Source organism: Streptomyces sp. NPDC090088, from assembly GCF_044747345.1.
Classification (GTDB): domain Bacteria; phylum Actinomycetota; class Actinomycetes; order Streptomycetales; family Streptomycetaceae; genus Streptomyces.
On sequence record NZ_JBIVDZ010000012.1, the window covers coordinates 351,030 to 374,933 of the forward strand.

Sequence of the window (23,904 nt, forward strand, 5' to 3'; positions counted from 1 at the left end):
GGTCACCGTGTCGACACACGTCCAGAAGCCCGGCTGGTTCACCGTCAACATCTTCAACCGTGCGGTGGCCTGGCTCACCCGGCGCGGTCTGAGCGTCTGGGGCTCCCGCGTCCTCGCCGTGCGGGGACGCAAGAGCGGGGAATGGCGCACCACGCCCGTGAACCTGCTGACAGTCGACGGACAGCAGTATCTGGTCGCGCCGCGCGGCCACGTCCAGTGGACCCACAACATGCGCGCCGCCGGCGGCGGCGAACTGCGGCTCGGCAAGAACGTGGACGCCTTCACCGCCACCGAGATCGCCGACGACGACAAGGTCGAGCTGCTGCGGGCCTACTTGAAGCGCTGGAAGGCCGAGGTCGGCGTCTTCTTCAACGGGGTCGGCCCCGACTCCCCCGACGCCGACCTGCGCCGCATCGCCCCCGACCACCCGGTCTTCCGGATCGCCGTCACGAGGTGACCGAGCCCTCGCTGTCCATGTCGTCCGCGTCCGCCTCGGCGGCACTCCCCGCGGCGACCGGCTGCGGAGCGAGTGTGGTGAGGGCGCGCTGGGCCAGCGGATGGGAGCGGATGAGTTCGCCGAGGGAGGTCCGGCCCTGGGTGATCTCCTTGAACGCCCGCCAGGCGGGACGGAAGCCGGTCAGGGCCGCGTGGAACAGGCCGGGCCGGCGCTCGAACACCGCGAGCATCCGCTTGCCGACGCTCATCTCGACGCCGAGGCCGGCCTTGATGGCGAAGGCGTAGTTCAGCGCCTGGCGGCGGGTGTCCACCGCGTCATGGGCCTCGGCGATCCGCACGGCCCACTCCCCCGCGAGCCGCCCCGAGCGCAGCGCGAAGGAGATGCCCTCGCGGGTCCACGGTTCGAGGAGGCCGGCCGCGTCGCCGCAGACCAGCACCCGGCCCCGGGACAGCGGCGAGTCGTCGGCACGGCAGCGGGTCAGATGGCCGGAGGAGATGCTCGGCTCGAAGCCGGCCAGGCCGAGCCGGGCGATGAAGTCCTCCAAGTACCGCTTGGTGGCCGCGCCTTCGCCGCGTGCCGAGATCACGCCGACGGTGAGGGTGTCACCCTTGGGGAAGACCCAGCCGTAACTGCCGGGCATCGGGCCCCAGTCGATGAGGACCCGGCCCTTCCAGTCCTCGGCGACCGTCTCCGGCACCGGGATCTCCGCTTCCAGGCCGAGGTCCACCTGGTCGAGCTTCACCCCGACGTGCGCGCCTATCCGGCTGGCGCTGCCGTCGGCGCCGACCACCGCGCGGGCCAGGAGCGTCTCCCCGCCCTGCAGGACGACGGCGACCGTGCGCCGGTCCGGGACCGCCGAGCCGTGCTGCTCGACGCGCTGGACCGAGGCGCCCGTGCGCAGCTCGGCGCCCGCCTTCTGGGCGTGCTCGACCAGCTGCTGGTCGAACTCGGGCCGGTTGATCAGCCCGAACATCATCTGCTTGGAGCGGCGGGTGCGGGTGAACCGTCCGTTGTGGGAGAAGGTGACCGCGTGCACCCGGTCCTTGAAGGGCAGCTCGAAGCCGGGCGGCAGCGCGTCGCGCGAGGGGCCGATGATGCCGCCGCCGCAGGTCTTGTAACGGGGCAGCTCGGCCTTCTCCAGCAACAGCACGCGCCGTCCCGCGACCGCCGCCGCGTACGCGGCCGAGGCCCCCGCGGGTCCCGCGCCCACCACGACGACGTCCCACACCCGCTGCCCGCCGTCCGCCTGCACGTCGTCCGCCGAAGAATTCTCGCCGCTCACGATGGTCCGCTGCTCCGATCAAGCCGTAGAAGCCGTATCAAGCCTTATCAAGCCGTATACAAGATCAAGCCATGTCAAGCCGTAGGTCGTCAGGCCCTGTCCGTCCGTGGGCCGACACCTGTCACCTGTCCCCCCGCATCCTACGGCGGAGATCGCCGCAGGCCGCTGTGGGAGGATCGGTGTACTCACCAGTTGAACGTCGCACCCACGAGGAGCGTGCCCATGTCGTCCAATCCAGTCGCCGAGACCGTCGCCGCCCTGCTGCCCAGGGCCAAGGCGGAGCTCGCCGAGCTGGTGGCCTTCAAGTCGGTGGCGGACTTCGCCCAGTTCCCGAAGAGCGAGAGCGAGGGCGCCGCGACGTGGGTGGCCGACGCGCTGCGCGCCGAGGACTTCGTGGACGTCGCCGTACTGGACACCCCGGACGGCACACAGTCGGTGTACGGCTACCTGCCGGGCCCGGAGGGTGCCAAAACGGTCCTGCTGTACGCGCACTACGATGTGCAGCCGCCACTGGACGAGGCCGCCTGGACCACCCCGCCGTTCGAGCTGACCGAGCGGGACGGCCGCTGGTACGGACGCGGTTCCGCCGACTGCAAGGGCGGCGTGATCATGCACCTGCTGGCGCTGCGCGCGCTCAAGGCGAACGGCGGCGTCCCGGTCCACGTCAAGTTCATCGCCGAAGGCTCGGAGGAGATGGGCACCGGCGGTCTGGAGCGGTACGCCGAGCAGCACCCGGACCTGCTGGCCGCCGACACGATCGTCATCGGGGACGCGGGCAACTTCCGGGTCGGGCTGCCGACCGTGACCACGACCCTGCGCGGGATGACCATGGTCCGCGTCCAGATCGACACACTCCAGGGCAATCTACACTCGGGCCAGTTCGGCGGTGCCGCGCCGGACGCGCTGGCCGCCCTGATCCGGGTGCTGGACTCGCTGCGGGCCAAGGACGGTTCGACGACGGTCGACGGGCTCGCGCCGGGGTCGCGCTGGGACGGCCTCGAGTACGACGAGGAGCAGTTCCGCAAGGACGCGAGGGTGCTGGACGGCGTCGGGCTGATCGGCGAGGGCTCGGTCGCGGACCGCATCTGGGCGCGTCCGGCGGTCACGGTGCTCGGGATCGACTGCCCGCCGGTGGTCGGCGCCACCCCGTCGGTGCAGGCCTCTGCCCGCGCGCTGGTCAGCCTCCGGGTGCCGCCGGGTGTGGACGCGGCCGAGGCGACCAAGCTGCTCCAGGCCCATCTGGAGGCGCACACGCCGTGGGGTGCGCGGGTGCGGTCGGAGATGGTGGGCCAGGGCCAGCCGTTCCGGGCCGACACCACCAGCCCGGCGTACCAGGCGATGGCCGACGCGATGGCGGTCGCCTACCCGGGCGAGACGATGCAGTACGCCGGTCAGGGCGGCTCCATCCCGCTGTGCAACACCCTCGCGAGCCTGTATCCGGAGGCGGAGCTGCTGCTGATCGGCCTGAGCGAGCCGGAGGCACAGATCCACGCGGTCAACGAGAGCGTGTCCCCGCAGGAGCTGGAGCGTCTGTCGGTGACGGAGGCGCTCTTCCTGCGCAACTACGCGGCCGGCTGAACCGCTCTGCCGACAGCAGAGGGCCCTCGTCCGCGGACGGGGGCCCTCCGTACGTTCGGGGCATGGACGTCATCGAGCTGCTCCCCCGGCTGCACCTGCTGCGCTTCCCGGTCGGCCAGGCCTACCTCTGGTACGACCCGGACTCCGGCTCCTCGACGCTGATCGACGCGGGCCCGCTCGGTGCGGGCCGCCCGATCGCCGACGCGCTCACCGCGCTCGGGCGGTCCCCTTCGTCGGTACGACGGATCGTCCTCACCCATTTCCACGAGGACCATGTCGGCGGGGCGGCCGAGTTCGCCGCCCTGAGCAGTGCCGAGGTGCTGGCCCACCGGCTCGACGCACCGGTGATCCGAGGTGAACTCCCGGGGCCGCCGCCGGTGTTCGAGGAGTGGGAGCGGCCGATCCACGCCGAGGCGGCACGGCGGCTGCCCGCCGGTGAGCCGGTCCGGCCGGACGGGGTCACGGAGGTGGACGACGGTGAGGTGCTGGACTTCGGGGGCGGCGCGCGGGTCGTCCACGTGCCGGGGCACACCGATGGCAGCATCGCGCTCCATCTCCCCGCGTACGGTGTGCTGTTCACCGGGGACGCGGTGGCGGCCTCGCCGGTCGACGGTTCGGTGCTGCTCGGGGTGTTCAACCTCGACCGGACGCGGGCGGTCGCGTCCTTCCGGCGGCTGGCCGCGCTGGAGGCCGACGTGGCGTGCTTCGGCCACGGTGACCCGGTGACCGCGAACGCGTCCCGTCTCCTGGGGGAATCCGCGGACACCCACGGGCCGCCGCCGACAGCATGAGGGGATGACCGACACCGCGCGCCGCATCGCCGCCCACGCCGACCTCGCGACCTCCCTGGCCCTGCTCAGCGACGTCGAGCTGGCCGGGCTCGTCGCGGCGGGCGAGTCGCTGGGCACGGGGGTCGGCGGCAGAGCCGTGCGGATGACGGTGGACGGCAGCGCGGTGTTCGTGAAGCGGATCCCCCTGACCGACCGGGAGCTGGACCGGCCGCACGTCCGCTCCACCGCGAACCTCTTCGGCCTGCCGGCGTACTGCCACTACGGCATGGGTGCCGTGTGCGGCCCGGGATTCACCGCCTGGCGGGAGCTGGCCGCGCACACCGCGACGACGAACTGGGTACTGACCGGCCGCTTCCCCGGCTTCCCGCTGCTCCACCACTGGCGGGTCCTGCCGGACACGGCCCGCCCGCTGCCCGACGAACTCGCGGACGTCGAGAAGGTGGTCGCCTACTGGGGCGGCTCGACGGGCCTGCGGGAACGCGTCGAGGGTCTTCGCGACGCCTCCGCGAGCCTCACCCTGTTCCTGGAGCACTTCCCGTCCACCCTGCACGACTGGCTGGACGCCGAACTGCGCACGGACCGGGCGGATGCCGCCTGCCGTCAAGTGGCGCGGCAACTGGAGGAACTGACGTCCTTCCTCGACACCCGGCAGCTCCTGCATCTGGATGCCCACTTCCGCAACATCCTCACCGACGGCCGAAAGCTGTACCTCACCGACTTCGGGCTCTGCCTCGACTCCCGTTTCCGGCTCACTCCCGACGAGCGGGACTTCTTCGACCGGCATCGGCACTACGACCGCGCGTACACCTCCTACCACCTGGTGATCTGGCTCGTCACCGCGCTGTACGGGTACCGGGGTGAGGAGCGGGCGGAGTTCGTGCGCGCCTGCGCCGACGGGCGGCGGCCCGAGGGGATTCCCCGGGGCGCCGCCGAGTCGGTGGTCCGGCACGCCCCGCTCGCGGTGGGTATGGAGGACTTCTTCCGGCGGCTGGGCCGGGAGAGCCGGCTGACGCCGTTCCCGTACCCGGACGGCTACAGCAGCTCCACGCTCTCCGCGTAGTGGCAGGCGACCGGGTTGCCGCCGCCCCGGTCGACCAGGTCCGGCACCTGTTCCACGCAGGTGGTGCGCTCGGTGTCGGTGAGCCGGTTGGCGAAGGTGGGGCAGCGGGTGCGGAAGCGGCAGCCGCTGGGCGGGCGGACCGGGCTCGGGACCTCGCCCTGGACAGTGATGCGGGTGCGGGCGCGCTCCTTGCGCGGGTCGGGCAGCGGGATGGCGGAGACCAGTGCCTGGGTGTAGGGGTGCGCGGGCCGGGCGAAGAGCTGCCGGGCGGGGGCGATCTCGACCAGGCGGCCCAGGTACATCACCGCGACCCGGCCGGCGACATGCCGCATCACGGAGAGGTCGTGGGCCACGAACAGGAAGGACAGGCCCAGTTCGCTCTGCAGGTCCATGAGCAGGTTGAGGACGCCCGCCTGGATCGACACGTCCAGCGCGGAGACCGGCTCGTCCAGGACGATCACCTTGGGCCGCAGCGCCAACGCCCGTGCGATGCCGATGCGTTGGCGCTGCCCGCCCGAGAACTCGTGCGCGAAGCGGTTGCCGTGCTCGGGGTTGAGGCCGACCAGGCGCAGCAGTTCGCGTACCTCGTCGGCCGCGCCGGGGCCGTACCGGCCGTGGATGCGCAGGGGTTCGGCGACGATCTCGTGGACGGAGATCCGGGGGTCGAGGGAGGCGTAGGGGTCCTGGAAGACGATCTGCAACTCGCGGCGCAGCGGACGCATCTGACGTCGGCTCAGGTCGGTCAGTGAGCGGCCCCGGTAGTGCACGGTGCCCGAGGTGGCGGTCTCCAGGTTGAGCAGGGTGCGGGAGACGGTCGTCTTGCCGGAGCCGGACTCGCCGACCAGGCCGAGCGTCTCGTTCTCGTGAAGGTCGAAGGAGACCCCGCAGACGGCGTGCACATCGCCGACCCGGCGGCGGACGACGCCCCGGGACATCACCGGGAAGTGCTTGACGAGGTCGCGGACCTGGAGGACGGGGGTGCCGGTGCCGCCGTGGCCCGGCAGCGGGGGCAGCAGGGGCAGGGGGGCGGTCATCGGGCATCGTCCTCCAGGTCGGCGAACCGGGCCAGGGCCTCGGTGTCGGCGCCGACGGCGTCGAAGACCTCGCCGGCCGCCGTGTCGACCAGTTCGTCGGCGAAGTGGCAGGCGCTGCGGTGGGCGGCGGAGCCGACCGGGCGCAGGGCGGGTTCGGTGGTGTCGCAGGGCTCCCGGCGCATCGGGCAGCGGGGGGCGAAGGGGCAGCCCGGGGGCAGGTTGAGCAGCGAGGGCGGGGAGCCGGTGATGGGGGTCAGGCGCTCCTCCTCGCGGTCGAGGCGGGGCAGCGAGCCGAGCAGGCCGAGGGTGTAGGGCATGCGCGGGGTGTAGAAGATGTCCTCGACCGAGCCGGTCTCCACGATCCGGCCCGCGTACATGACGGCGACCCGGTCGGTGTGTCCGGCGACCACGCCGAGGTCGTGGGTGATCAGGACGAGTGCGGCGCCGGTCTCGGCGCGGGCGGTCTCCAGGGCCTCCAGGATCTGGGCCTGGACGGTCACGTCGAGGGCGGTGGTGGGCTCGTCGGCGATGATCACGTCCGGGTCGTTGGCGATCGCGATGGCGATGACGACGCGCTGGCGCATGCCGCCGGAGAGTTCGTGCGGGTAGCTGTCGACGCGCCGTTCGGGGCTCGGGATGCCGACCGTGCCGAGGAGTTCGACGGCGCGGGCGCGGGCGGGGCGTTTCCCGAGCCGGGGGTGGTGCCGGAGGAGGGTCTCGGCGATCTGGTAGCCGACCGTGTAGACGGGGTTGAGGGAGGTCATCGGGTCCTGGAAGACCATGGCGATGCCGCTGCCCCGGACGTCCGAGAGGCGGGCGTCGGACATCCCGAGCAGTTCCGTGCCCTCGAACCGTACCGAGCCGCGTACCCGTGCCGAGCCCGGCAGCAACCCCATCACGGCCAGCGCGGTGACGGACTTTCCCGAGCCCGACTCGCCGACGATGCCCAGGGACTCGCCGCGCTCCAGCCGGTAGCCGACGCCGCGTACCGCCCGTACGACACCGTCCTCGGTCGGGAACTCCACGCTCAGGTCCTCGACCTCGAGTACGGCGCCGGACTCCTCGCCCTTGGCGACGACCCGGCCCGCCCCGCTGATCGCGCTGTTTCCGCTGCCGTTGTCGATGGCCGTCACTGTCGCACCCTTTGCTGCCGGGGGTCGAAGGCGTCGCGCAGCCCGTCACCGATGAAGTTGATGGTGAGGGCGATGGCGATGATGAAGGCGCCGGGGATGTAGAAGAGCCAGGGCCGGGTGTCCACCGCGGTCTGTGCCTGGGCGACCAGCAGTCCGAGGGAGGTGTCGGGCGGCTGGACGCCGAATCCGAGGAAGGACAGGGCGGTCTCGGTGAGGATGCCGGTGGCGACCAGGATCGTGGCGTTGACGATGATCGGGCCGAGCGCGTTGGGCAGCAGGTGCCGGAAGATGATCCGGGTGTCGGAGGCGCCGAGCGCCCGGGCGGCCTCCACGAACTCCTTCTCGCGCAGCGACAGTACGGTCGAGCGCACCACCCGGGACACGTAGGCCCAGGTCAGTCCGGCGATCACCACGGCGATCCAGTACCAGGAGCCGCCGCTGCGGGAGGAGATGACCAGGGCGATCGCGAACAGCGGGAGGGTGAGGACGAGATCGGCGATGCGCATCATCAACGCGTCGACGAAGCCCCGGTAGAAGCCGGCCACGGCTCCCCACACGGCGCCGACCAGGGTGGAGCCGAGGGCGATCAGGATGGCGATCTTCAGGGAGGTCTGGGTGCCCCGCATCACCTGGGCGTAGGCGTCGTACCCGGAGGAGTCGGTGCCGAACGGGTGTTTCCAGGACGGGGGTTGGGAGTTGTCCGGGGTGAACTTGGTGTACGAGTAGTGCCAGAAGTGCGGTCCGATGAACGCCCAGAGCACGATCAGCACGAACACGACCAGGCTGATCATCGCGGCCCGGTGGCGCAGGAAGCGGCGGAGCACGAGTTGGGTCTGGCTGCGCTGCGCGACGGTGAACTCGTGGTCGTCGCCCGGCGCCCGGGTACCGGTCGGCCCGACTGCCCCGATGTCAGTCATAGCGGATCCTCGGGTCGAGTACGGCGTAGAGGAGGTCGGCGAAGAGGTTGAAGACGATGACGACGACGGCGGAGAGCAGCAGCCAGGCCATGGTCCGGTAGACGTCGAGGGTGGTGGCTGCCTGGACGAGCATCTCGCCCATGCCGTGCCACTGGAAGATCGTCTCCGTGATGACGGCGCCGCCGAGGATGATCGCGATGTCGAGGGCGGTGACGGTGGCGAGCGGGATCAGCGCGGTGCGCAGGGCGTGCCGGGTGAGCACCTTTCCGCGTCGCAGCCCTTTGGCGCGGGCGAGCCGTACGTAGTCGCTGTCCAGGACCTCCAGCATGGCGGCGCGGGTGTAGCGGGTCCAGGAGGCGAAGGAGACCAGGGCGAGGGTGATGGTGGGCAGGATGAGGTGGCCGAGGCGGTCGGTGAACTCGTTCCAGGTGGTGTCCACTTCGAGGTACGGCGACTTCTCGCCGATGGTGCCGAGGAACTGGCTGCCGGTCTGCTGGTTGAACCAGATGCCGGCCTGTTTGAGCAGCACCGCGAACCAGAACACGGGCATGGCCAGGAAGAGGAAGCCGAGGAAGGTGATGGTGTAGTCGGCGACGCTGTACTGGCGGATCGCGCTGAACACGCCGAACACGATGGACATCACCAGGGCGAGCAGCATGGCGGCGGCGACCAGGGTGACGGTGACCCGGAAGCGGGTGAACAGGTCGTGCCCGATGTCCAGGTTGGTCTGGACGGAGGGGCCCCAGTCGCCGTGCAGGACCCCGGTGATCCAGTTCCAGTAGCGTTCCACGGCGGGCTGGTCGGCGTGGATGTGCCGGGCGAACGCGGTCACCGCGGCCTTGCTGGGCGGCGGTTGCCGGGAGGTGGCGAAGTTGGCCACCGGGTCGCCGGAGTTGATGACGACCAGGAAGACGATGAACGTCGAGACGATCAGGACGGGGATGGAGACGAGGATGCGGCGCACGGTGTAGGCGAGCATGCGGTCTTCTCTCGCGGAGGCCCGGCCCCGGGGTCGCCGGGGCCGGGATTCGAATCCGACGGGGCGGCGGGGTTACTTCTTGAGGCCCCACTCGCCGACGTTGTACGGCGGTCCGACGTTGGTGGAGTTGTTCCGCATGTTGACGAACCGCGTCTGCACCGCGAGGAAGGTGGGCTTCTGGTAGAGCGGCAGTACGTAGGCGTCGTTGACCATGATCTGGTCGGCCTGGTTGAGCAGGGCGGCGGCCTTGGTCTGGTCGGTCTCGCCGATGGCCGTGCTGATCAGGGAGTCGACCTGCTTGTTGCTGTAGCCGCCGTAGTTGCCGCCGGCTCCGGTCGTCCACAGCTGCTGGGCGCCGCTGATCGCGAACGGCGAGGCGACCCAGGCGAAGACGACGATGTCGTACTGGTGACCGGCCAGGACCGTGCCGAGGTCGGCGGCGCCGATCGGCTTGATGGTGACCTTGATCCCCAGGTTGGCGAGGTCGCTCTGCAGGATCTGGCACTCGCTCTGCCGGATCTGGTTGCCGGTGGTGTAACGGCAGCTGAAGGGGCCGACGGCCTTTCCGTCCGGGGTCTTCAGGGCGGTGCCGACTCCGGTGAACTTGGCGTCGGTCAAATACTTCTTGGCCTTGGTGAGGTCACCCGAGCCCTGGCCGCTGGCGCTGACCACGTCCTTGTAACCGGCGGTCCCCGGGACGAAGTTGTGGTTGTAGAGCTGCTTCACGCCGGGGTCGAACTGGGCGACCGTCTTGGCCATGATGTCCTTGACGCTGATGGCCGTGAACATCGCCTGCCTGAGCGCCAGGTACTTGCCGATCACCGGGTTGTGCAGGTTGAGGTCGAAGTGCTCCCAGGTCAGCCCGCTGCCGATGGTGTAGGTGACGTTGGGGATGGCCTTGACCTGGTTGACGAGGTCGACCTCGGGCTGCGGGTAGATGCCCTGGACCTCGTTGTTGCGCAGCGCGATCGGCTCCTGGGTGGCGTCCGAGATGACCTTGAAGATCAGCCGTTGCAGGGTGGCCTTCGTGCCCGTCCACTTCGGGTCGGGCTGGTAGGTGGCGTGGTCGTTGTCCACCCACTCGGTCATCTTGTACGGGCCCGCGGTCGCGTACTTGGTGGGCGGGTTCTTCTGGAAGTACTGCCAGCCCTGGGTCAGCTGGGCGGCCGTCATGTGCGCCGCGTCGCCCGCCTTGGCGCCGGAGACCTTCTCGGCGACGTGCGCCGGGTAGAACGGGTAGCCCGCGCCGAACAGGGACTTCCAGTCGGCGTAGGGCTTGGCCATCACGACGGTGACGGTCTTGCCGTTGTCGGAGCCGGTGACCGACTTGATGCGGTCGTAGCCGGCGGTGCTCTCCGGCAGACAGCCCTTGGTCTGGGTGGAGTCGCTGGCGGGTGGCGGCGGGCAGTCCTTGCCGTCGTTGGTGCGCCAGTAGTAGACGAAGTCGTCGGCGGTGATGGCGGTCCCGTCGTTCCAGGATGCCTTGGGGTTGATCTTGTAGACGAGGGTCTGCGGGCTTGCGCCGGTCTGGGTCGCCGAGGTCACCAGATCGGTGTTGAGCTTGACGCTGAAGTCCGGCTGCGGGACGTACACCTGGGGCAGCACCGGGCTCAGCGCCTCGGCGTTCTCGAAGGTGTTGCCGTTGGTGTCCTGCACGTTCCACTGCTGGATGTTCTTCTCGATGACGTAGGTGAAGGTGCCGCCGGCCTTGTTGGTGCCGGAGTTGCAGGTGTCGGCCTTGCCCGCGGTGGCGCAGTCGGTGAGACCGGCCGAGGTGGCCTTGCCGCCACTGCCCCCGCCGCCTCCCCCGCTGCTGCAGGCGGCGAGCGCCAGGACGAGCCCGGCGGTCAGTGCGAGTCCCCTTGTGAGGGCCGAAGTATGCGCGCGCATGTCCCTCCTTCAGCCGGCTGTTGTCCGGCCTGTGCACGGCGGCCAGCGGCCGCGAGGAAGTTGAGCTGCGCACCGACGGTAGAACGCTTGTGTACCTTCTTCACGTTCTTGTTCATACCGGGACGGCTTCAATTCACCCTGGTTTTCCCCTAGGAACCTTCCACCCCGGGCAAAGTGCTCTCCGTACCCCCGGGAAATGCCAAAGTCCCCGCCAACCAGACCAAGGATGCGGAGACTTGACAGTGCGTCAGGTGATGTCAACCGACCGGGACGCCGGCCTCCAGATAGAGCGCGGCGCCGCGCTCGCGGGCCCGCAGCGCCCAGCGCAGCCGTTCGTAGCGCACCGGCGGCAGCAGCTCGGCGGCCTGCTGTTCGGTGACGAAGCGCCAGCCCCGCAGTTCGGGCCCCGGCAGCACCAGCCGGCCGGCCTCGGCGGAGTCGAGCCGGCCGCCGTCGAAGAGCAGCCGCAGGCCGCCGTAGCGGGGCGGTGCGGGCTGTTCCCAGTCGATGACCAGCAGCCGCGGCACCTCCTCCAGCCGTATCCCGGTCTCCTCCTCGACCTCGCGGATCCCCGCCCGGGCGGGCGCCTCGCCGGGCTCGACGACACCGCCGGGGAACTCCCAGCCGGCCTTGTAGGTGGGGTCGACGAGGAGGAAGCGGTTGTGCTCGTCGAAGAGGAGGACGCCTGCGGCGATGGTTTCGGCGGTGGGTTCGGGGGTTTGTACTATGTCACATACCACGGCCGCGCCACTCCCCACCGCCTCCGCGATCCGCACCGCCGCCTCGTACGGCCCGAGTTCGCTGGTGTCGACGAGATGGGCGTCGGCGGCGATCCAGGAGGCGAGGGCCGCGCGGTAGGGCTCGATCTGGTCGTACGACCACTGCCGGACGCGTATCTCGCCGTCGGGCAGGTCGGGCGGGATCTCGCGGCCCGCTATTCGCTCGCGCAGGATCGTTTCGGCCGGGGTGAGACACAGATGCCGGACGGCGATCCGGCGGGCGGCGAGGCCGCCGAAGATCTCGTCGCGGTACTCCTGGCGCAGCAGCGTCATGGGGACCACCAGGGTCCCGCCCAGCTCGGCGAGGATCGCGGCCGCCGTGTCGATCACCAGTCGTCTCCAGATCGGCAGATCCTGGAAGTCGCCGACCTCGGCGAGGTGCTTGGCCGGCAACAGGTGTGTCAGTGCCCCGCCGATGACCTCGGGGTCGAAGAGCGTGCTGTTCGGGATCAGTTCGATCAGTTCACGTGCGGTGGTGGTCTTACCCGCACCGAACGCGCCGTTGACCCAGACGATCACGGACTCCCCCTCTTCCGTTGGCCCCCTGTGGCTTGCCCGCTCCACACTGCCACGGAAACCAGTTCCCGTTGAGGGCACACAAAGCGGAGTGCCGGTGCCCCGCCCACGGGACCCCGGCACCACCGATCACTCCCGCCCGGCCGGGCTACTCCTGGCCCAGCAGGTTCTGGTCGGCCTGGAAGCTGTCCTGGCTCACGACGTGGTCGACGTGCTCCAGCGTGCCCGAGACGTTCAGGTCGCCGAGGGGACCTTCGGCGGCGGCGTGGGACGGGGTGATGGCGGCCACGACGAATCCGGTGGCCAGGCTGGCGATGGCGAGCATGCTGCGCTTCTTCATGCCCGTTTCAACTACGCGGAGGGCCGGGGGTCACGGCCGTACCCGCGAGGGGAGCAACGCGCCTGGCCGGAGCGGAAACCCGGTGGCCGCACCAGCCCCGGCGCCGATAACGTCGGACTCCCGCCCCGCAGCCCGCACAGGAAGTCGTACGCCATGACCGTCCCCCGCCCGACCACGACCCTCTGGCGCCCCACCGGCCCCGTGGAACTCGATCTGGTCCGGGAGCTGGAGTGGCGTGCCTGGCCGCCCCGGCTGCCCGAGCAGCCGATCTTCTACCCGGTACTGAACGAGGACTACGCGATCAGGATCGCCCGGGACTGGAACGTCAGGCACGACGGCGCCGGCTATGTGACCCGCTTCGAGGTCGACACGGAGTTCGTCCGGCGCTACCCGGTCCAGCAGGCGGGCGGCAGCACGATCCTGGAGCTCTGGGTGCCGGCCGAGGAGCTGGACGAGTTCAACGCGCACATCGTCGGCGCGATCGCGGTGGTCCACGAGTTCCGGTGAGGACCCTGTGAGGTCGGCGGCCGGACATCGGATGTCCTGCCGCCGACCTGCCCACAGAACGGACTCAGGCTTGTCACAGCCTCCTACGCGCCGTCAATCAACACAACCCAACGCGCGTAGCGACCCTCGCACCCGAAAGAACCGCTCCATCAAGGGGATTGAGGGAACTGGAGCAACCTTCACCGCTTCCCTTCCAACAGAGCCCAACAGCTCCTACCATAAGCGCGCACCGATGACGCGTACACACAGTCATCCCACCTCTCGCGAGTCAGAGGAGCGTAACGATGCGTCCCCCTCATACCCGCACAACCCGCCGAAGAGTGGTCGGAGCACTGGCCGCGGCCCTGCTGTGTTCGGCGGGCCTCGCCGCGCCGGCGGTCGCCGACGGCACCACCGGGTCCCCCGCGCTCGCCGGCGCGCTCGCGCCGACCCCGCCGATGGGCTTCAACAACTGGAACTCCACGCACTGCCGCGCGGACTTCGACGCGGCCATGGTCGAGGGCATCGCGGACCTCTTCGTGGCCAAGGGGCTCAAGGCCGCCGGGTACCAGTACGTCAACCTCGACGACTGCTGGGCCCTGCCGGAACGGGACGCGAACGGCAAGCTGGTACCGGACCCGGCCCGGTTCCCCGACGGGATCAAGGCCGTTGCCGACTATGTGCACGCCAAGGGTCTCAAGCTCGGCATCTACACCAGCGCGGGCACCAAGACCTGCAACACCGCCGGCTTCCCTGGCGCCCTCGGCCACGAGTACAGCGACGCCCAGCAGTTCGCGGACTGGGGAGTCGACTACCTCAAGTACGACAACTGCAACAACCAGGGTGTGGACGCCGAGCAGCGGTACACCACGATGCGGGACGCCCTGAAGGCGACCGGGCGGCCCATCGTCTACAGCATCTGCGAGTGGGGCGAGAACAAGCCCTGGGAGTGGGCCGCCGACGTCGGGCAACTCTGGCGGACCACCGGGGACATCAGCGACAACTGGGGCTCGATGGTCTCGATCCTCAAGCAGAACCTGCCGCTCGCGCAGTACGCCGGACCCGGGCACTGGAACGACCCGGACATGCTGGAGGTCGGCAACGGCGGCATGACCGACACCGAGTACCGCTCGCACTTCTCGATGTGGTCGATCATGGCCGCACCCCTCCTCATCGGCACCGACCTGCGCAAGGCCTCCCAGGCGACCTTCGACATCCTGGACAACAAGGAGGTCATCGCCGTCGACCAGGACCCGCTGGGCAAGCAGGGCACGGTGGTCTCCTCGGCGGACGGCCGCTGGGTCGTCGCCAAGGAGATGCGGGACGGCAGCCGCGCGGTGGCCCTCTTCAACGAGTCCGACTCGCCCCAGCGCATCACCACGTCCGCGACGGCCGTCGGCCTGCCGAAGGCCCCCGCCTACACCCTGCGCGACCTGTGGCGGCACCGCGGCTACAACACCGCGGGCACCGTCTCCGCGACCGTCCCGGCGCACGGCACGGTCCTGGTCCGGCTGGCCACCGACCGGCGCTGGGCGGCCAACCCGCCGGCCGTCGAACTCGGCCTGGACGGCGGCCGGTTCGTCGAGCCGGGTGGGTCCGCCGCGGTCACCACGTCGGTCACCGACCTGGGCCGCACCAGGGCCGAGAAGGTCTCCGTCTCGCTCACCGGCCCCGAGGGCTGGACCGTCAGGGCGACCTCACCGGCGAAGGCCGCCGCGCTGCCGACGGGCCGCTCCCTGCGCACCGGCTGGCGGGTGACCGCTCCCGCGGGGACGCCGAGAGGGTCGTACGACCTTGATCTCAAGGCGAGTTACCGGTCGCCGGCCGGAGTGCGCACCGAGAACGCGATGACGATCACGACGACCGTCACGGACCCGCCGCCCGCGGGCACCTCCTACCTCAGCGACCAGACCTGGCTCTCGGCCGGCAACGGCTGGGGGCCGGTGGAACGCGACACCAGCAACGGCGAGTCCAAGGCCGGCGACGGGCATCCGATCACGATCGGCGGAGTGGTGTACGCCAAGGGGCTCGGCGCCCACGCCCCCAGCGACATCGAGTACTACACCGGGAAGACCTGCGAGCAGGTCACCGCCGATGTCGGGGTGGACGACGAGGAGGCCGCCAACGGGACCGTCGCCTTCGAGGTCTGGGCGGACGGCACGAAGGTCGCCTCCACCGGCGTACTGACCACCGCCATGCCCGCCCAGCCGCTCACCGCCGACGTCACCGGCGCCGAAGTGGTCCGGCTCGTCGTCACCGACGGCGGGGACGGCATCACCTCCGACCACGCCGACTGGGCGGACGCCAGGATCACCTGCTGAGAGCGCTGCCTCCGCGCGCTCCTCCGGGTGCCGGACGAGCCCGGCCGGCCGGACCTGAACCCCGGCCGGCCGGGCTTGAACGTTCCTGCGGCGCCCTCGGACGGCGTCAGACGCCCGCGGCCGTCGCGTCCGGCCTGCGGGCCAGGGCGGCCGCCGCGGCGCCCACCAGGCCCGCGTCGGTGCCCATCTGGGCCGGTACGACCGTCAGGCGCTGCACGAAGGAGAGCGTCGCGTAGTCGGTGAGGGCCTTGCGCAGCGGCGTGAAGAGGATGTCCCCCGCCTTGCCCACGCCCCCGCCGATCACCGCGATGTCGATCTCGACCAGGGTCGCGGTGGCCGCGATCCCGGCCGCCAGCGCCTGCGCGGCCCGTTCGAAGGACGCCACCGCGACCGGGTCGCCGGCCCGGGCCGCGGCCGCCACCGCCGCCGCCGAGGTGTCGCCGTCGGCCCCCGGCCGCCAGCCGCCGTCCAGCGCGCGCCGGGCGATGTTGGGCCCGCTCGCGATGCGCTCCACGCAGCCGCGCGACCCGCAGGGGCAGGGATCGCCGTCCAGGTCCACGCTGATGTGGCCGATGTGGCCCGCGTTGCCCGTCGGGCCGGGATGGAGCTTGCCGCCCAGCACCAGGCCGCCGCCGACGCCCGTCGACACCACCATGCACAGCGCGTTGTCGTGACCGCGGGCCGCGCCCTGCCAGTGTTCGGCGGCCGTGATGGCGACGCCGTCGCCGATCAGCTCGACCGGCAGTCCGCCGGCCGCCGCACGTACCCGCTCGACGAGCGGGTAGTCGCGCCAGCCCGGCACGTTGACCGGACTCACGGTGCCGGCGGAGGCGTCCACCGGGCCCGCGCTGCCGATGCCGAGCGAGCCGGCCCGTTCCCACAGCGGTGAACCGGCGAGTTCGCCGACCACCTCCTCGACGGCCCCCATGACCGTCTCGCCGTCCTGCTGGGCGGGCGTCGCGCGCTGGGCGCGCGCCTGGATCCGTCCGTGGCCGTCCACCAGCGCGCCGGCGATCTTGGTGCCGCCGATGTCGAGGGCCGCCACGAGGTCGGTGTGCATCAGAGTCAGATCTCCCCGTCAACCATGAGCCGAGTAAAGGGCGGATAGCCGGTCCAGCGGTGGGGGCGCAGGCCGGAGATTGCGGTGGACAGTCTCTCTTGCATCTGACAACGTTGTCCAGGCTCTATGCTCGACGCCACATCCTCATACAAACCCACGAGCCTGTGTATCCCTGATACAAATCCATGAGCCCAGGACCCGAACCCGTGAGCCCGTGCGGGCCGTGGACGACAGGACAGGACGCCGCATCGTGCCCGAGACCTCCCGCCGCGCAGACCGTCTCCCCGGCTCCCGATACGGGACCCGGCCGACGATGAAGGACGTGGCAGCGCGGGCCGGCGTAGGCCTCAAGACGGTGTCCCGGGTGGTCAACGGCGAGCCCGGGGTGACCCCGGACACCGAGCGCCGGGTCCAGGAGGCCATCGACGCGCTCGGCTTCCGCCGCAACGACAGCGCGCGGGTGCTGCGCAAGGGCCGTACCGCGAGCATCGGTCTCGTCCTGGAGGACCTCGCCGACCCGTTCTACGGCCCGCTGAGCCGTGCCGTCGAGGAAGTGGCCCGGGCGCACGGCGCGCTGCTGATCAACGGCTCCAGCGCCGAGGACCCGGACCGGGAGCAGGAGTTGGCGCTGGCGCTGTGCGCACGGCGGGTGGACGGGCTGGTGGTGATCCCGGCCGGGGACGACCACCGTTACCTGGAGCCGGAGATCAGGGCGGGCGTGGCGACGGTGTTCGTGGACCGTCCGGCCGGGAAGATCGACGCCGATGTGGTGCTGTCCGACAACTACGGCGGTGCCCGCGACGGCGTGACCCATCTGATCGCGCACGGCCACCGCCGGATCGGCTTCATCGGCGACATGCCCCGCATCCACACGGCGGCCGAGCGGCTGCGCGGCTACCGGGCCGCGATGGAGGACGCCGGGATACCCGTCGAGGACGCGTGGACCTCGCTGGGCATGACGGACCCGGAGCGGGTGCGGCAGGCCGCCGAGGAGATGCTGTCCGGGCCCGACCCGGTCACCGCGATCTTCGCGGGCAACAACCGGGTCACCGTCACCGTGATCCGGGTCCTCGCCGAGCGGACCCGCCCGGTGGCACTGGTCGGCTTCGACGACATCGAACTGGCCGATCTGCTGCACCCGGGCCTCACGGTCGTCGCCCAGGACGCGGCCCTGCTCGGCCGGACGGCCGCCGAACGGCTCTTCCGCCAGCTGGACGGCACGCTGCTGGCGCCGGAGCGGATCGAGCTGCCGACCCGGCTGGTCACCCGCGGCTCCGGCGAGCTGCCCCCGGCGGACTGAGCCGCGCGTGGGCGGCCGTACGCTCGCGGAACTGGGCCTGGACCGGGCGCCGCGCGACCATCCGCTGACCTACCCCGGCGGCTGGCCGGCCGACTCCGCGCTCCTCGACGGCGACCGGCTGTCGCCCCTGGACCGGCTGGTGTACGACGACGGCCGGGTGCCGGTGCTCGCGGTCGGCTCCAACGCCTCTCCCGCCCAACTCCGGCACAAGATGGCCGAGTTCGGGGTGAGCGGGCCGATCCCGATGGTGCGCGGCCGGGTGACCGGCCTCGACGTGGGCGTCTCGGCCCATGTCAGCCGGCTCGGCTATGTCTCGGCGGCCCCGGTCCACTCCCCCTCCTCGGTACGGGAGTTGTTCGTCCTCTGGCTGGACGGGCGGCAGCTGGAGGTGATCGACGCGAGCGAGGGCGTACCGCTGCCGAACGGCAACTTCCGGCGGGTCCGGCTGCCCGCCCCGGACGTCCGCGTCACCCTCGCGGACGGTACGGCGCTTCCCGGCGTCCACGCGTACGTCAACCGGCACGGCGTCCTGCACGACGGCACCGGCGCCCCGCGCCGCCATCCCGGCGAGCGCGCCCTCCTCGCCGAACTCCTCGCGGAGTCGGTCGAGTTGAGGGAGCTGTTCGGTGTCACCCCGGAGGAGTTCTGCGCACGGGCGCGGGCCGACTCCGCGCTGTGCCGGCGGGGTACCCGGCTGTTCGCCGAGCGGGGATGGGCGGTCGCGTCGGGCCTGGAGCGGTACGCCGACGGTCAGCAGACGGGAAGCCCGGGCACGGGCTCGTCGTTCTCGCCGCCCTCGATGTAGACGTCGCTGATGTACACACCGGTGTTGCCGTTGTCGTCGTCGGTCCTGGCCCACCACACATTGGTCCACTTCCCGTGTGTCGCCCGCCGTCCCAGGTCGGCCTGGCAGTAGAAGGAGTGGGTCCCGGGACGGACCTTGCCGGCCTTGTCACCGGCGGCGGTGTAGGACTTGGCGGCGCTCCGCACCTGGCAGGCGTACGTGCCGTCGCCGTCGGGCCGGCAGGCCGGGGCGGGCGTGGCGGTGGCGGTACCCGTCCCGGACCCGGAACCGGCGGTGCTGGACGGACTGGCGCTGGGTGTCTGCGCCGGGGGCGGCGTGACGGAGGTGTCACCCGCCGGGACCGTCGGGTCCGCGGATCCGCCGGCCCCGGCGCGCGTGGCACCGTCGGCCGGGACGGCGCTCGTCTCCTCCCCCTGCCCGAGCGGATCCGGCCCGACCGTCCGCCCGGCCCCGGTGCCGCGCACGCCCGCCGAGGCGCCGATCCCGGTCGGGGCGGGCGGCCCCGAGTCCCCGTGCGTCGTCCGGCCCTTGTCGTGCAGCGAGGTGACGGTCAGCACGGTCGCCGCGAGAACGACACCGACGGCCACCACGACGAGTGTCCGGGCCCGGCGGCGGGTACGGCGCGGCGCGGCAGGGCTCATCGGGCCGCCCGGGGCGGCGGGTTGAGCCCCGGGATCTAACCTTCGCGCGAACACCGGACCGGCGCCCTGGCGTTCGACCCCCTGGGTCCCGGCCTCTCGGGCGAATCCGGCAGCCGAGGCTTGGCCGCGTTCCGCACCGGGCTCCAGGGCAGCCCCTTCGCCGAGCCCGGCCAGGGGCACCTCGGCAGACCCTCGGGCGGGACCGCGCCCAGCTCCCTCTACGGCCCCTTCCAAGAGCCCGCCGACAACCCCCTCGGCAGACTCCGGCCCGAGCCCATGAGCGGGCTCCTGGACGGATCCGGGGGCAAGCCTCTCGACACGCCCCTGGACAGCCCCCTCCCCGGCCCCACGCCCCAGCCCCTCGGCCCGCCCTTGAGCGCCCCCTTCGCCGCCCCCTTCGCCGCCCCCTTCGCCGCTCCCTTGGGCAAGCCCGCCGTCAGGGCTGCCGGAGGCTCCCGGCACGAACCCACCACCAGGCTCCTCGACGCCGCCTTGGGCAGGTCCGCCCTCAGCCCCCTGGGCAGCTCCCGGGACGACCCCTTCACCGGCCTCCTCCGCCAACCCGCCTTCAGGCCTCCCGGAAGCTCCGGGCACGAACCTGCCGCCGGCCTCCTCGACGCCCCCTTGGGCGAACCCGTCGGCCGCGCCGTCGGCGGCTCCGTGGCCCGGAGGGACCGGCGGGGTGCCAGGGCCGGTTCCCGGTCGTGCGGGGTCTCTCAGGGTGGTCGTCGGGGTGTCCGCCACCGGCGCCCGGGCCGCGGTGCGCAGCAGGGCGCAGGCCTCCTCGGCGGCCGGGCGGGCCTCGGGGCGCTTGTCCATGAGGCGGCGGAGGACGGGGGCGAGGGGGCCGGCGTGGCGGGGCTCGGGGAGGGGCTCGTCGACGATGGCGGTGAGCGTGGAGAAGGTGGACGTACGGCGGAACGGCGAGGCGCCCTCCACGGCCGCGTACAGGGCGGCGCCGAGGGCCCAGATGTCGGAGGCGGGGCCGGGGTCCGCGCCCTTGGCCCGCTCGGGTGCCAGGTAGTCGAGGGAGCCGACGAGTTCACCGCTGCCGGTCAGATGGGTGGCGGAGCCGTCGCCGGGATCCTCGATGGTGGCGATGCCGAAGTCGGTGAGGACGACCCGGCCGGAGCGGTCGAGGAGGATGTTGCCGGGCTTGACGTCACGGTGCAGGACGCCGACCCGGTGGGCCGCGGCCAGCGCGTCCATGACCTCGACGCCGATCCGGGCGACCTCGTGCGGGCCGAGGGTGCCGCGCTCGCGCAGCAGGTCGTCCAGGGAGGGGCCGTCGACCAGTTCCATGACGATCAGCGGCCGGCCCTCGACCTGCGCGATGTCGTGCACGACGATCACCCCGGGATGGCGCACCCGGGCGGCGGCCCGCGCCTCGCGCTGCATCCGCAGCCGCAGACCGGCCAGTTCGGGTCCGGCGCTGTCCGTGTAGGCGCGCAGTTCCTTGACCGCGACCTCGCGTCCGAGGACCTCGTCGACGGCGCGCCACACCACACCCATGCCGCCGCGGCCGAGCCGTGCCACGACCCGATACCGCCCGGCCAGCAGGCGACCGGTCCCGTCACCCTGTCCGTACGAACCCGACACCAAAGCTCCGCCCCTCGCACACATCTGTGAATGGCGCACCAGAGTACGGGGCGGTGCCAGGGGCGGTTCAAGTCCGCCGAAAAAGCTGTGACTTGGCCGCTACCCGCTAGTTGCCGGAGGCCGTCAGGTCACCGCGCCGGGGCGCCGCGAAGCCCTCCAGACCGGCCCGGGTCAGGCCGGTCAGGCGGGCCACCTCGGCGAGGTCGAGGGCGCCGCAGTCCAGGCCGCGCAGCAGATAGCCGGCGAGGGCCTTGGCGGTTGCGGGCTCGTCCATGACGTCGCCGCCGACACGGCCCGCGTACCGGGCGAGCCGGGCGGCCGCCTGCTCGAAACCCTCGCGGTAGAAGGCGAACACGGCCGCGTACCGGGTCGGGATGTGACCGGGGTGCATGTCCCAGCCCTGGTAGTAGGCGCGGGCCAGGGCGCGCCGGGTGAGTCCGTAGTGCAGCCGCCAGGCGTCGTGCACCTGGGCCGTGGGGCCGACCGGCAGGACGTTGGTGGAGCCGTCCGACACGCGTACGCCCGTACCGGCGGCGGCGACCTGCATGACCGCCTTGGCATGGTCGGCGGCGGGGTGGTCACTGGCCTGGTAGGCGGCCGAGACGCCGAGGCAGGCGCTGTAGTCGAAGGTGCCGTAGTGCAGTCCGGTGGCGCGCCCCTCGGCGGCCTGGATCATCCGGGCGACGGTGGCGGTGCCGTCGGTGGCGAGGATGGCCTGGCTGGTCTCGATCTGGATCTCGAACCCGATCCGGCCGGCCTCCAGGCCGTGGGCCTTCTCGAAGGCCTCCAGAAGCCGCGCGAAGGCGGTCACCTGCTCGGGGTAGGTCACCTTCGGCAGGGTCAGGACCAGGCCCTCGGGCAGGCCGCCCGCCGCCGTCAGCCCGGTGAGGAAGACGTCGAGGGTGCGGATGCCCCGGTCGCGTACCGCGGCCTCCATGCACTTCATCCGGATGCCCATGTACGGCGCCGCCGTGCCGGTGGCGTACGCCTCGGCGATCAGCCGCGCCGCGCGGGCGGCCGCCTCGTCCTCCTCGGCGTCGGGGCGGGGGCCGTAGCCGTCCTCGAAGTCGACGCGGAGGTCCTCGATCGGCTCGCGCTCCAGCTTGGCGCGGACCCGGGAGTAGACGGGTTCGGCGAGTTCGTCGGTCAGGCCGAGGACGGCGGCGAAGGAGCCGGCGTCGGGGGCGTGTTCGTCGAGGGCGGCGAGGGCCCGGTCGCCCCAGGTGCGGACGGTGTCGGCGGCGAAGGCATCACCGGGGACGTAGACGGTGTGGACGGGCTGGCGGGTGCCGGGGTCTCCCGGATACCGGCGCTCCAGTTCGGCGTCGACCGGCGCGAGGGAGGCGCTGATCTCCTCGCCGACGGCGCCCGAGAGGCTCGTCGCCACCTTCTCCTGCTGGCCCTGGCCCATCCCACACCCTCCTGTTTTCCACTGTACGGAATAAACAATCCGTTGAATGAAGTTATCCGGGCACCTTCGGGATGGTCAACACCATGTCCACGGGGCGACACGCCCCCATCTGGGCATGTTCACGATCGACTCACACCTGGGTAGCACACTCACTGCGCAGGACTCGCCTCACGCACCCCTCGCCCGGCCGCCGTCGCCACCGAAGGAGCACCCGTGCCGAACCAGCGCCGAGTCACCCGCCGTCTGGGCCTGAAGGTCTTACTGGCCGCGGCGGTCACCGTGCCCCTCTCCAGTGCCGCGATCTCCGTCTCGTCCGCCTCCTCGACCTCCTCCGGCACCCTGCGCTCCGCCCGGTCCACCCCCTCGGCCCCGCCGCGCCGTGCTCCCCGGCTCGACGTCATGACCTTCAACCTGCGGTACGCGAGCAGCGCCGAACCCAACAGCTGGAGTGACCGCAGACCGGTGATGCGCGAACTCCTGCGCCGCGCGAACCCCCAGGTCATCGGCACCCAGGAGGGCCTCTACCAGCAGCTGCGGGACATCGACAGCGACCTCGGACCGCACTACGACTGGGTCGGCACCGGCCGGGAGGGCGGCAGCCGGGACGAGTCCACCGCCATCTACTACGACCTCCGGCGCCTGGCCCCCGTCGAGCACTACACCTTCTGGCTCTCCGACACCCCGGAGGTCATCCGCTCCAACACCTGGAACGCCGCCTTCCCGCGCATCGTCACCTGGGTCCGCTTCCGCGATCTGGCCGACGGCGGGCGGGAGTTCTACGTCGCCAACACCCACTTCGACCAGAAGAGCCAGTACGCGCGCGAGCGCAGCGCCACGCTGCTCGCCCAGCGGATCGGGGAGTTCGACCCCGCGCTGCCCGTCGTGGTGACCGGCGACTTCAACGCCTACGCCCACAAGAACCCGGCCTACGACACCCTGGTGGACTCCGGACTCGTGGACACCTGGGACGCGGCGGAGCAGCGGGGCCCTCAGTACGCGACCTTCCACGGCTACCACCGCCTCAAGCAGGACGGCGACCGTATCGACTGGATCCTGACCTCGCCGGGCGTGACCACGCACCGGGCGACGATGGACACCTTCTCGATGCACGGCCAGTTCCCCAGCGACCATCTGCCGGTCCAGGTCTCGCTGAGCCTGCGCTGACACGACGAGGCTCCCGCGACCGGTACCGGTCGCGGGAGCCTCGGACAGCCTGACGGCGGTGATCAGCCCTTGCGGGCCTTGACCTCGTCGGTGAGCTGGGGGACGACGTCGAAGAGGTCGCCGACCACGCCGAAGTCGACCAGCTCGAAGATCGGGGCCTCGGCGTCCTTGTTGACGGCGACGATGGTCTTGGAGGTCTGCATGCCGGCGCGGTGCTGGATGGCGCCGGAGATGCCGTTGGCGATGTACAGCTGCGGCGAGACGGACTTGCCGGTCTGGCCGACCTGGTTGGTGTGCGGGTACCAGCCCGCGTCCACCGCGGCACGCGAGGCGCCGACGGCCGCGCCGAGGGAGTCGGCGA

Annotated in this window: 21 protein-coding genes; 9 read left to right on the plus strand and 12 right to left on the minus strand. The window is 71.6% G+C overall.

Going from position 1 to position 23,904, the window contains the following annotated elements; genetic code table 11:
* Positions 1–7 precede the first annotated feature (7 nt).
* The gene (locus tag ACIPSJ_RS46250; RefSeq protein ID WP_359221923.1) at positions 8–457 is read left to right on the plus strand and encodes a nitroreductase family deazaflavin-dependent oxidoreductase; all 450 of its coding nucleotides are present in this window, start codon (positions 8–10) and stop codon (positions 455–457) included.
* Here ACIPSJ_RS46250 and ACIPSJ_RS46255 read toward each other — a convergent pair.
* Complete coding sequence (locus ACIPSJ_RS46255; protein ID WP_359221921.1) at positions 447–1,739, minus strand: geranylgeranyl reductase family protein; 1,293 nt, start codon at positions 1,737–1,739, stop codon at positions 447–449. The genes ACIPSJ_RS46250 and ACIPSJ_RS46255 overlap by 11 nt on opposite strands.
* A gap of 222 nt (positions 1,740–1,961) precedes the next feature.
* Here ACIPSJ_RS46255 and ACIPSJ_RS46260 point away from each other — a divergent pair, with 222 nt between their 5' ends.
* The 3 genes from ACIPSJ_RS46260 to ACIPSJ_RS46270 all read left to right on the plus strand — a co-directional run bounded on the left by ACIPSJ_RS46260 (position 1,962) and on the right by ACIPSJ_RS46270 (position 5,168).
* A complete protein-coding gene (locus ACIPSJ_RS46260; protein ID WP_401355414.1) occupies positions 1,962–3,317 on the plus strand; it encodes a dipeptidase in 1,356 nt (451 codons plus the stop codon).
* A gap of 62 nt (positions 3,318–3,379) precedes the next feature.
* A complete protein-coding gene (locus ACIPSJ_RS46265; RefSeq protein ID WP_401355417.1) occupies positions 3,380–4,108 on the plus strand; it encodes an MBL fold metallo-hydrolase in 729 nt (242 codons plus the stop codon).
* Positions 4,109–4,112: 4 nt separating this feature from the next.
* Positions 4,113–5,168, plus strand: coding sequence for a protein kinase family protein (locus tag ACIPSJ_RS46270; protein WP_401355420.1), 1,056 nt, complete (start codon positions 4,113–4,115; stop codon positions 5,166–5,168).
* Here the strand turns inward: ACIPSJ_RS46270 and ACIPSJ_RS46275 are convergent.
* The 7 genes from ACIPSJ_RS46275 to ACIPSJ_RS46305 all read right to left on the minus strand — a co-directional run bounded on the left by ACIPSJ_RS46275 (position 5,141) and on the right by ACIPSJ_RS46305 (position 12,756).
* The gene (locus ACIPSJ_RS46275) at positions 5,141–6,202 is read right to left on the minus strand and encodes an oligopeptide/dipeptide ABC transporter ATP-binding protein (protein WP_359221914.1); all 1,062 of its coding nucleotides are present in this window, start codon (positions 6,200–6,202) and stop codon (positions 5,141–5,143) included. The genes ACIPSJ_RS46270 and ACIPSJ_RS46275 overlap by 28 nt on opposite strands.
* Complete coding sequence (locus ACIPSJ_RS46280; protein ID WP_401355468.1) at positions 6,199–7,299, minus strand: ABC transporter ATP-binding protein; 1,101 nt, start codon at positions 7,297–7,299, stop codon at positions 6,199–6,201. Before ACIPSJ_RS46280 ends, ACIPSJ_RS46275 begins: the two co-directional genes overlap by 4 nt.
* 32 nt (positions 7,300–7,331) lie before the next feature.
* On the minus strand, positions 7,332–8,252 hold the full coding sequence (locus ACIPSJ_RS46285; protein WP_355728149.1) for an ABC transporter permease: 921 nt from the start codon (positions 8,250–8,252) through the stop codon (positions 7,332–7,334).
* Positions 8,245–9,231: an ABC transporter permease gene (locus ACIPSJ_RS46290; RefSeq protein WP_359221908.1), complete on the minus strand. Its 987-nt coding sequence runs from the start codon at positions 9,229–9,231 to the stop codon at positions 8,245–8,247. The genes ACIPSJ_RS46285 and ACIPSJ_RS46290 overlap by 8 nt, the downstream gene beginning before the upstream one ends.
* Positions 9,232–9,303: 72 nt before the next feature.
* Positions 9,304–11,121 (minus strand): ABC transporter family substrate-binding protein, encoded by a 1,818-nt coding sequence (locus ACIPSJ_RS46295; protein WP_359221906.1) that lies wholly within the window; start codon positions 11,119–11,121, stop codon positions 9,304–9,306.
* Positions 11,122–11,378: 257 nt separating this feature from the next.
* Positions 11,379–12,419 (minus strand): NUDIX domain-containing protein, encoded by a 1,041-nt coding sequence (locus tag ACIPSJ_RS46300; RefSeq protein WP_359221904.1) that lies wholly within the window; start codon positions 12,417–12,419, stop codon positions 11,379–11,381.
* Between the two features lie 145 nt (positions 12,420–12,564).
* Positions 12,565–12,756, minus strand: a complete 192-nt coding sequence (locus ACIPSJ_RS46305) for a hypothetical protein (RefSeq protein WP_359221902.1) — start codon at positions 12,754–12,756, stop codon at positions 12,565–12,567.
* 153 nt (positions 12,757–12,909) lie between these two features.
* On the opposite strand from ACIPSJ_RS46305, the gene ACIPSJ_RS46310 reads away from it, so the two are divergent.
* Together ACIPSJ_RS46310 and ACIPSJ_RS46315 are read left to right on the plus strand one after the other, a co-directional pair.
* Complete coding sequence (locus ACIPSJ_RS46310) at positions 12,910–13,263, plus strand: hypothetical protein (RefSeq protein WP_401355425.1); 354 nt, start codon at positions 12,910–12,912, stop codon at positions 13,261–13,263.
* A gap of 284 nt (positions 13,264–13,547) precedes the next feature.
* The gene (locus ACIPSJ_RS46315) at positions 13,548–15,563 is read left to right on the plus strand and encodes an NPCBM/NEW2 domain-containing protein (protein ID WP_401355429.1); all 2,016 of its coding nucleotides are present in this window, start codon (positions 13,548–13,550) and stop codon (positions 15,561–15,563) included.
* 106 nt (positions 15,564–15,669) lie between these two features.
* On the opposite strand, the gene ACIPSJ_RS46320 is transcribed toward ACIPSJ_RS46315, so the two are convergent.
* Positions 15,670–16,623 carry an ROK family protein gene (locus ACIPSJ_RS46320; protein WP_359221897.1) on the minus strand — a complete coding sequence of 318 codons (954 nt, stop codon included), beginning with the start codon at positions 16,621–16,623 and terminating at the stop codon, positions 15,670–15,672.
* A 250-nt stretch (positions 16,624–16,873) separates the two neighbouring features.
* Here ACIPSJ_RS46320 and ACIPSJ_RS46325 point away from each other — a divergent pair, with 250 nt between their 5' ends.
* Together ACIPSJ_RS46325 and ACIPSJ_RS46330 are read left to right on the plus strand one after the other, a co-directional pair.
* On the plus strand, positions 16,874–17,923 hold the full coding sequence (locus tag ACIPSJ_RS46325) for a LacI family DNA-binding transcriptional regulator (protein WP_401355432.1): 1,050 nt from the start codon (positions 16,874–16,876) through the stop codon (positions 17,921–17,923).
* Between the two features lie 7 nt (positions 17,924–17,930).
* Positions 17,931–18,728 (plus strand): hypothetical protein, encoded by a 798-nt coding sequence (locus ACIPSJ_RS46330; protein WP_401355435.1) that lies wholly within the window; start codon positions 17,931–17,933, stop codon positions 18,726–18,728.
* On the opposite strand, the gene ACIPSJ_RS46335 is transcribed toward ACIPSJ_RS46330, so the two are convergent.
* Together ACIPSJ_RS46335 and ACIPSJ_RS46340 are read right to left on the minus strand one after the other, a co-directional pair.
* Positions 18,674–20,905 carry a protein kinase gene (locus tag ACIPSJ_RS46335; protein WP_401355438.1) on the minus strand — a complete coding sequence of 744 codons (2,232 nt, stop codon included), beginning with the start codon at positions 20,903–20,905 and terminating at the stop codon, positions 18,674–18,676. The genes ACIPSJ_RS46330 and ACIPSJ_RS46335 overlap by 55 nt on opposite strands.
* Before the next feature lie 169 nt (positions 20,906–21,074).
* On the minus strand, positions 21,075–22,379 hold the full coding sequence (locus tag ACIPSJ_RS46340; protein WP_401355441.1) for a DUF6986 family protein: 1,305 nt from the start codon (positions 22,377–22,379) through the stop codon (positions 21,075–21,077).
* A 213-nt stretch (positions 22,380–22,592) separates the two neighbouring features.
* Between ACIPSJ_RS46340 and ACIPSJ_RS46345 the strand changes: the two genes are divergently transcribed.
* The gene (locus ACIPSJ_RS46345) at positions 22,593–23,543 is read left to right on the plus strand and encodes an endonuclease/exonuclease/phosphatase family protein (RefSeq protein ID WP_355728119.1); all 951 of its coding nucleotides are present in this window, start codon (positions 22,593–22,595) and stop codon (positions 23,541–23,543) included.
* Positions 23,544–23,605: 62 nt separating this feature from the next.
* Here ACIPSJ_RS46345 and ACIPSJ_RS46350 read toward each other — a convergent pair.
* Positions 23,606–23,904: electron transfer flavoprotein subunit alpha/FixB family protein (locus ACIPSJ_RS46350; RefSeq protein ID WP_401355444.1), on the minus strand; the 299-nt coding region annotated here is incomplete at its 5' end.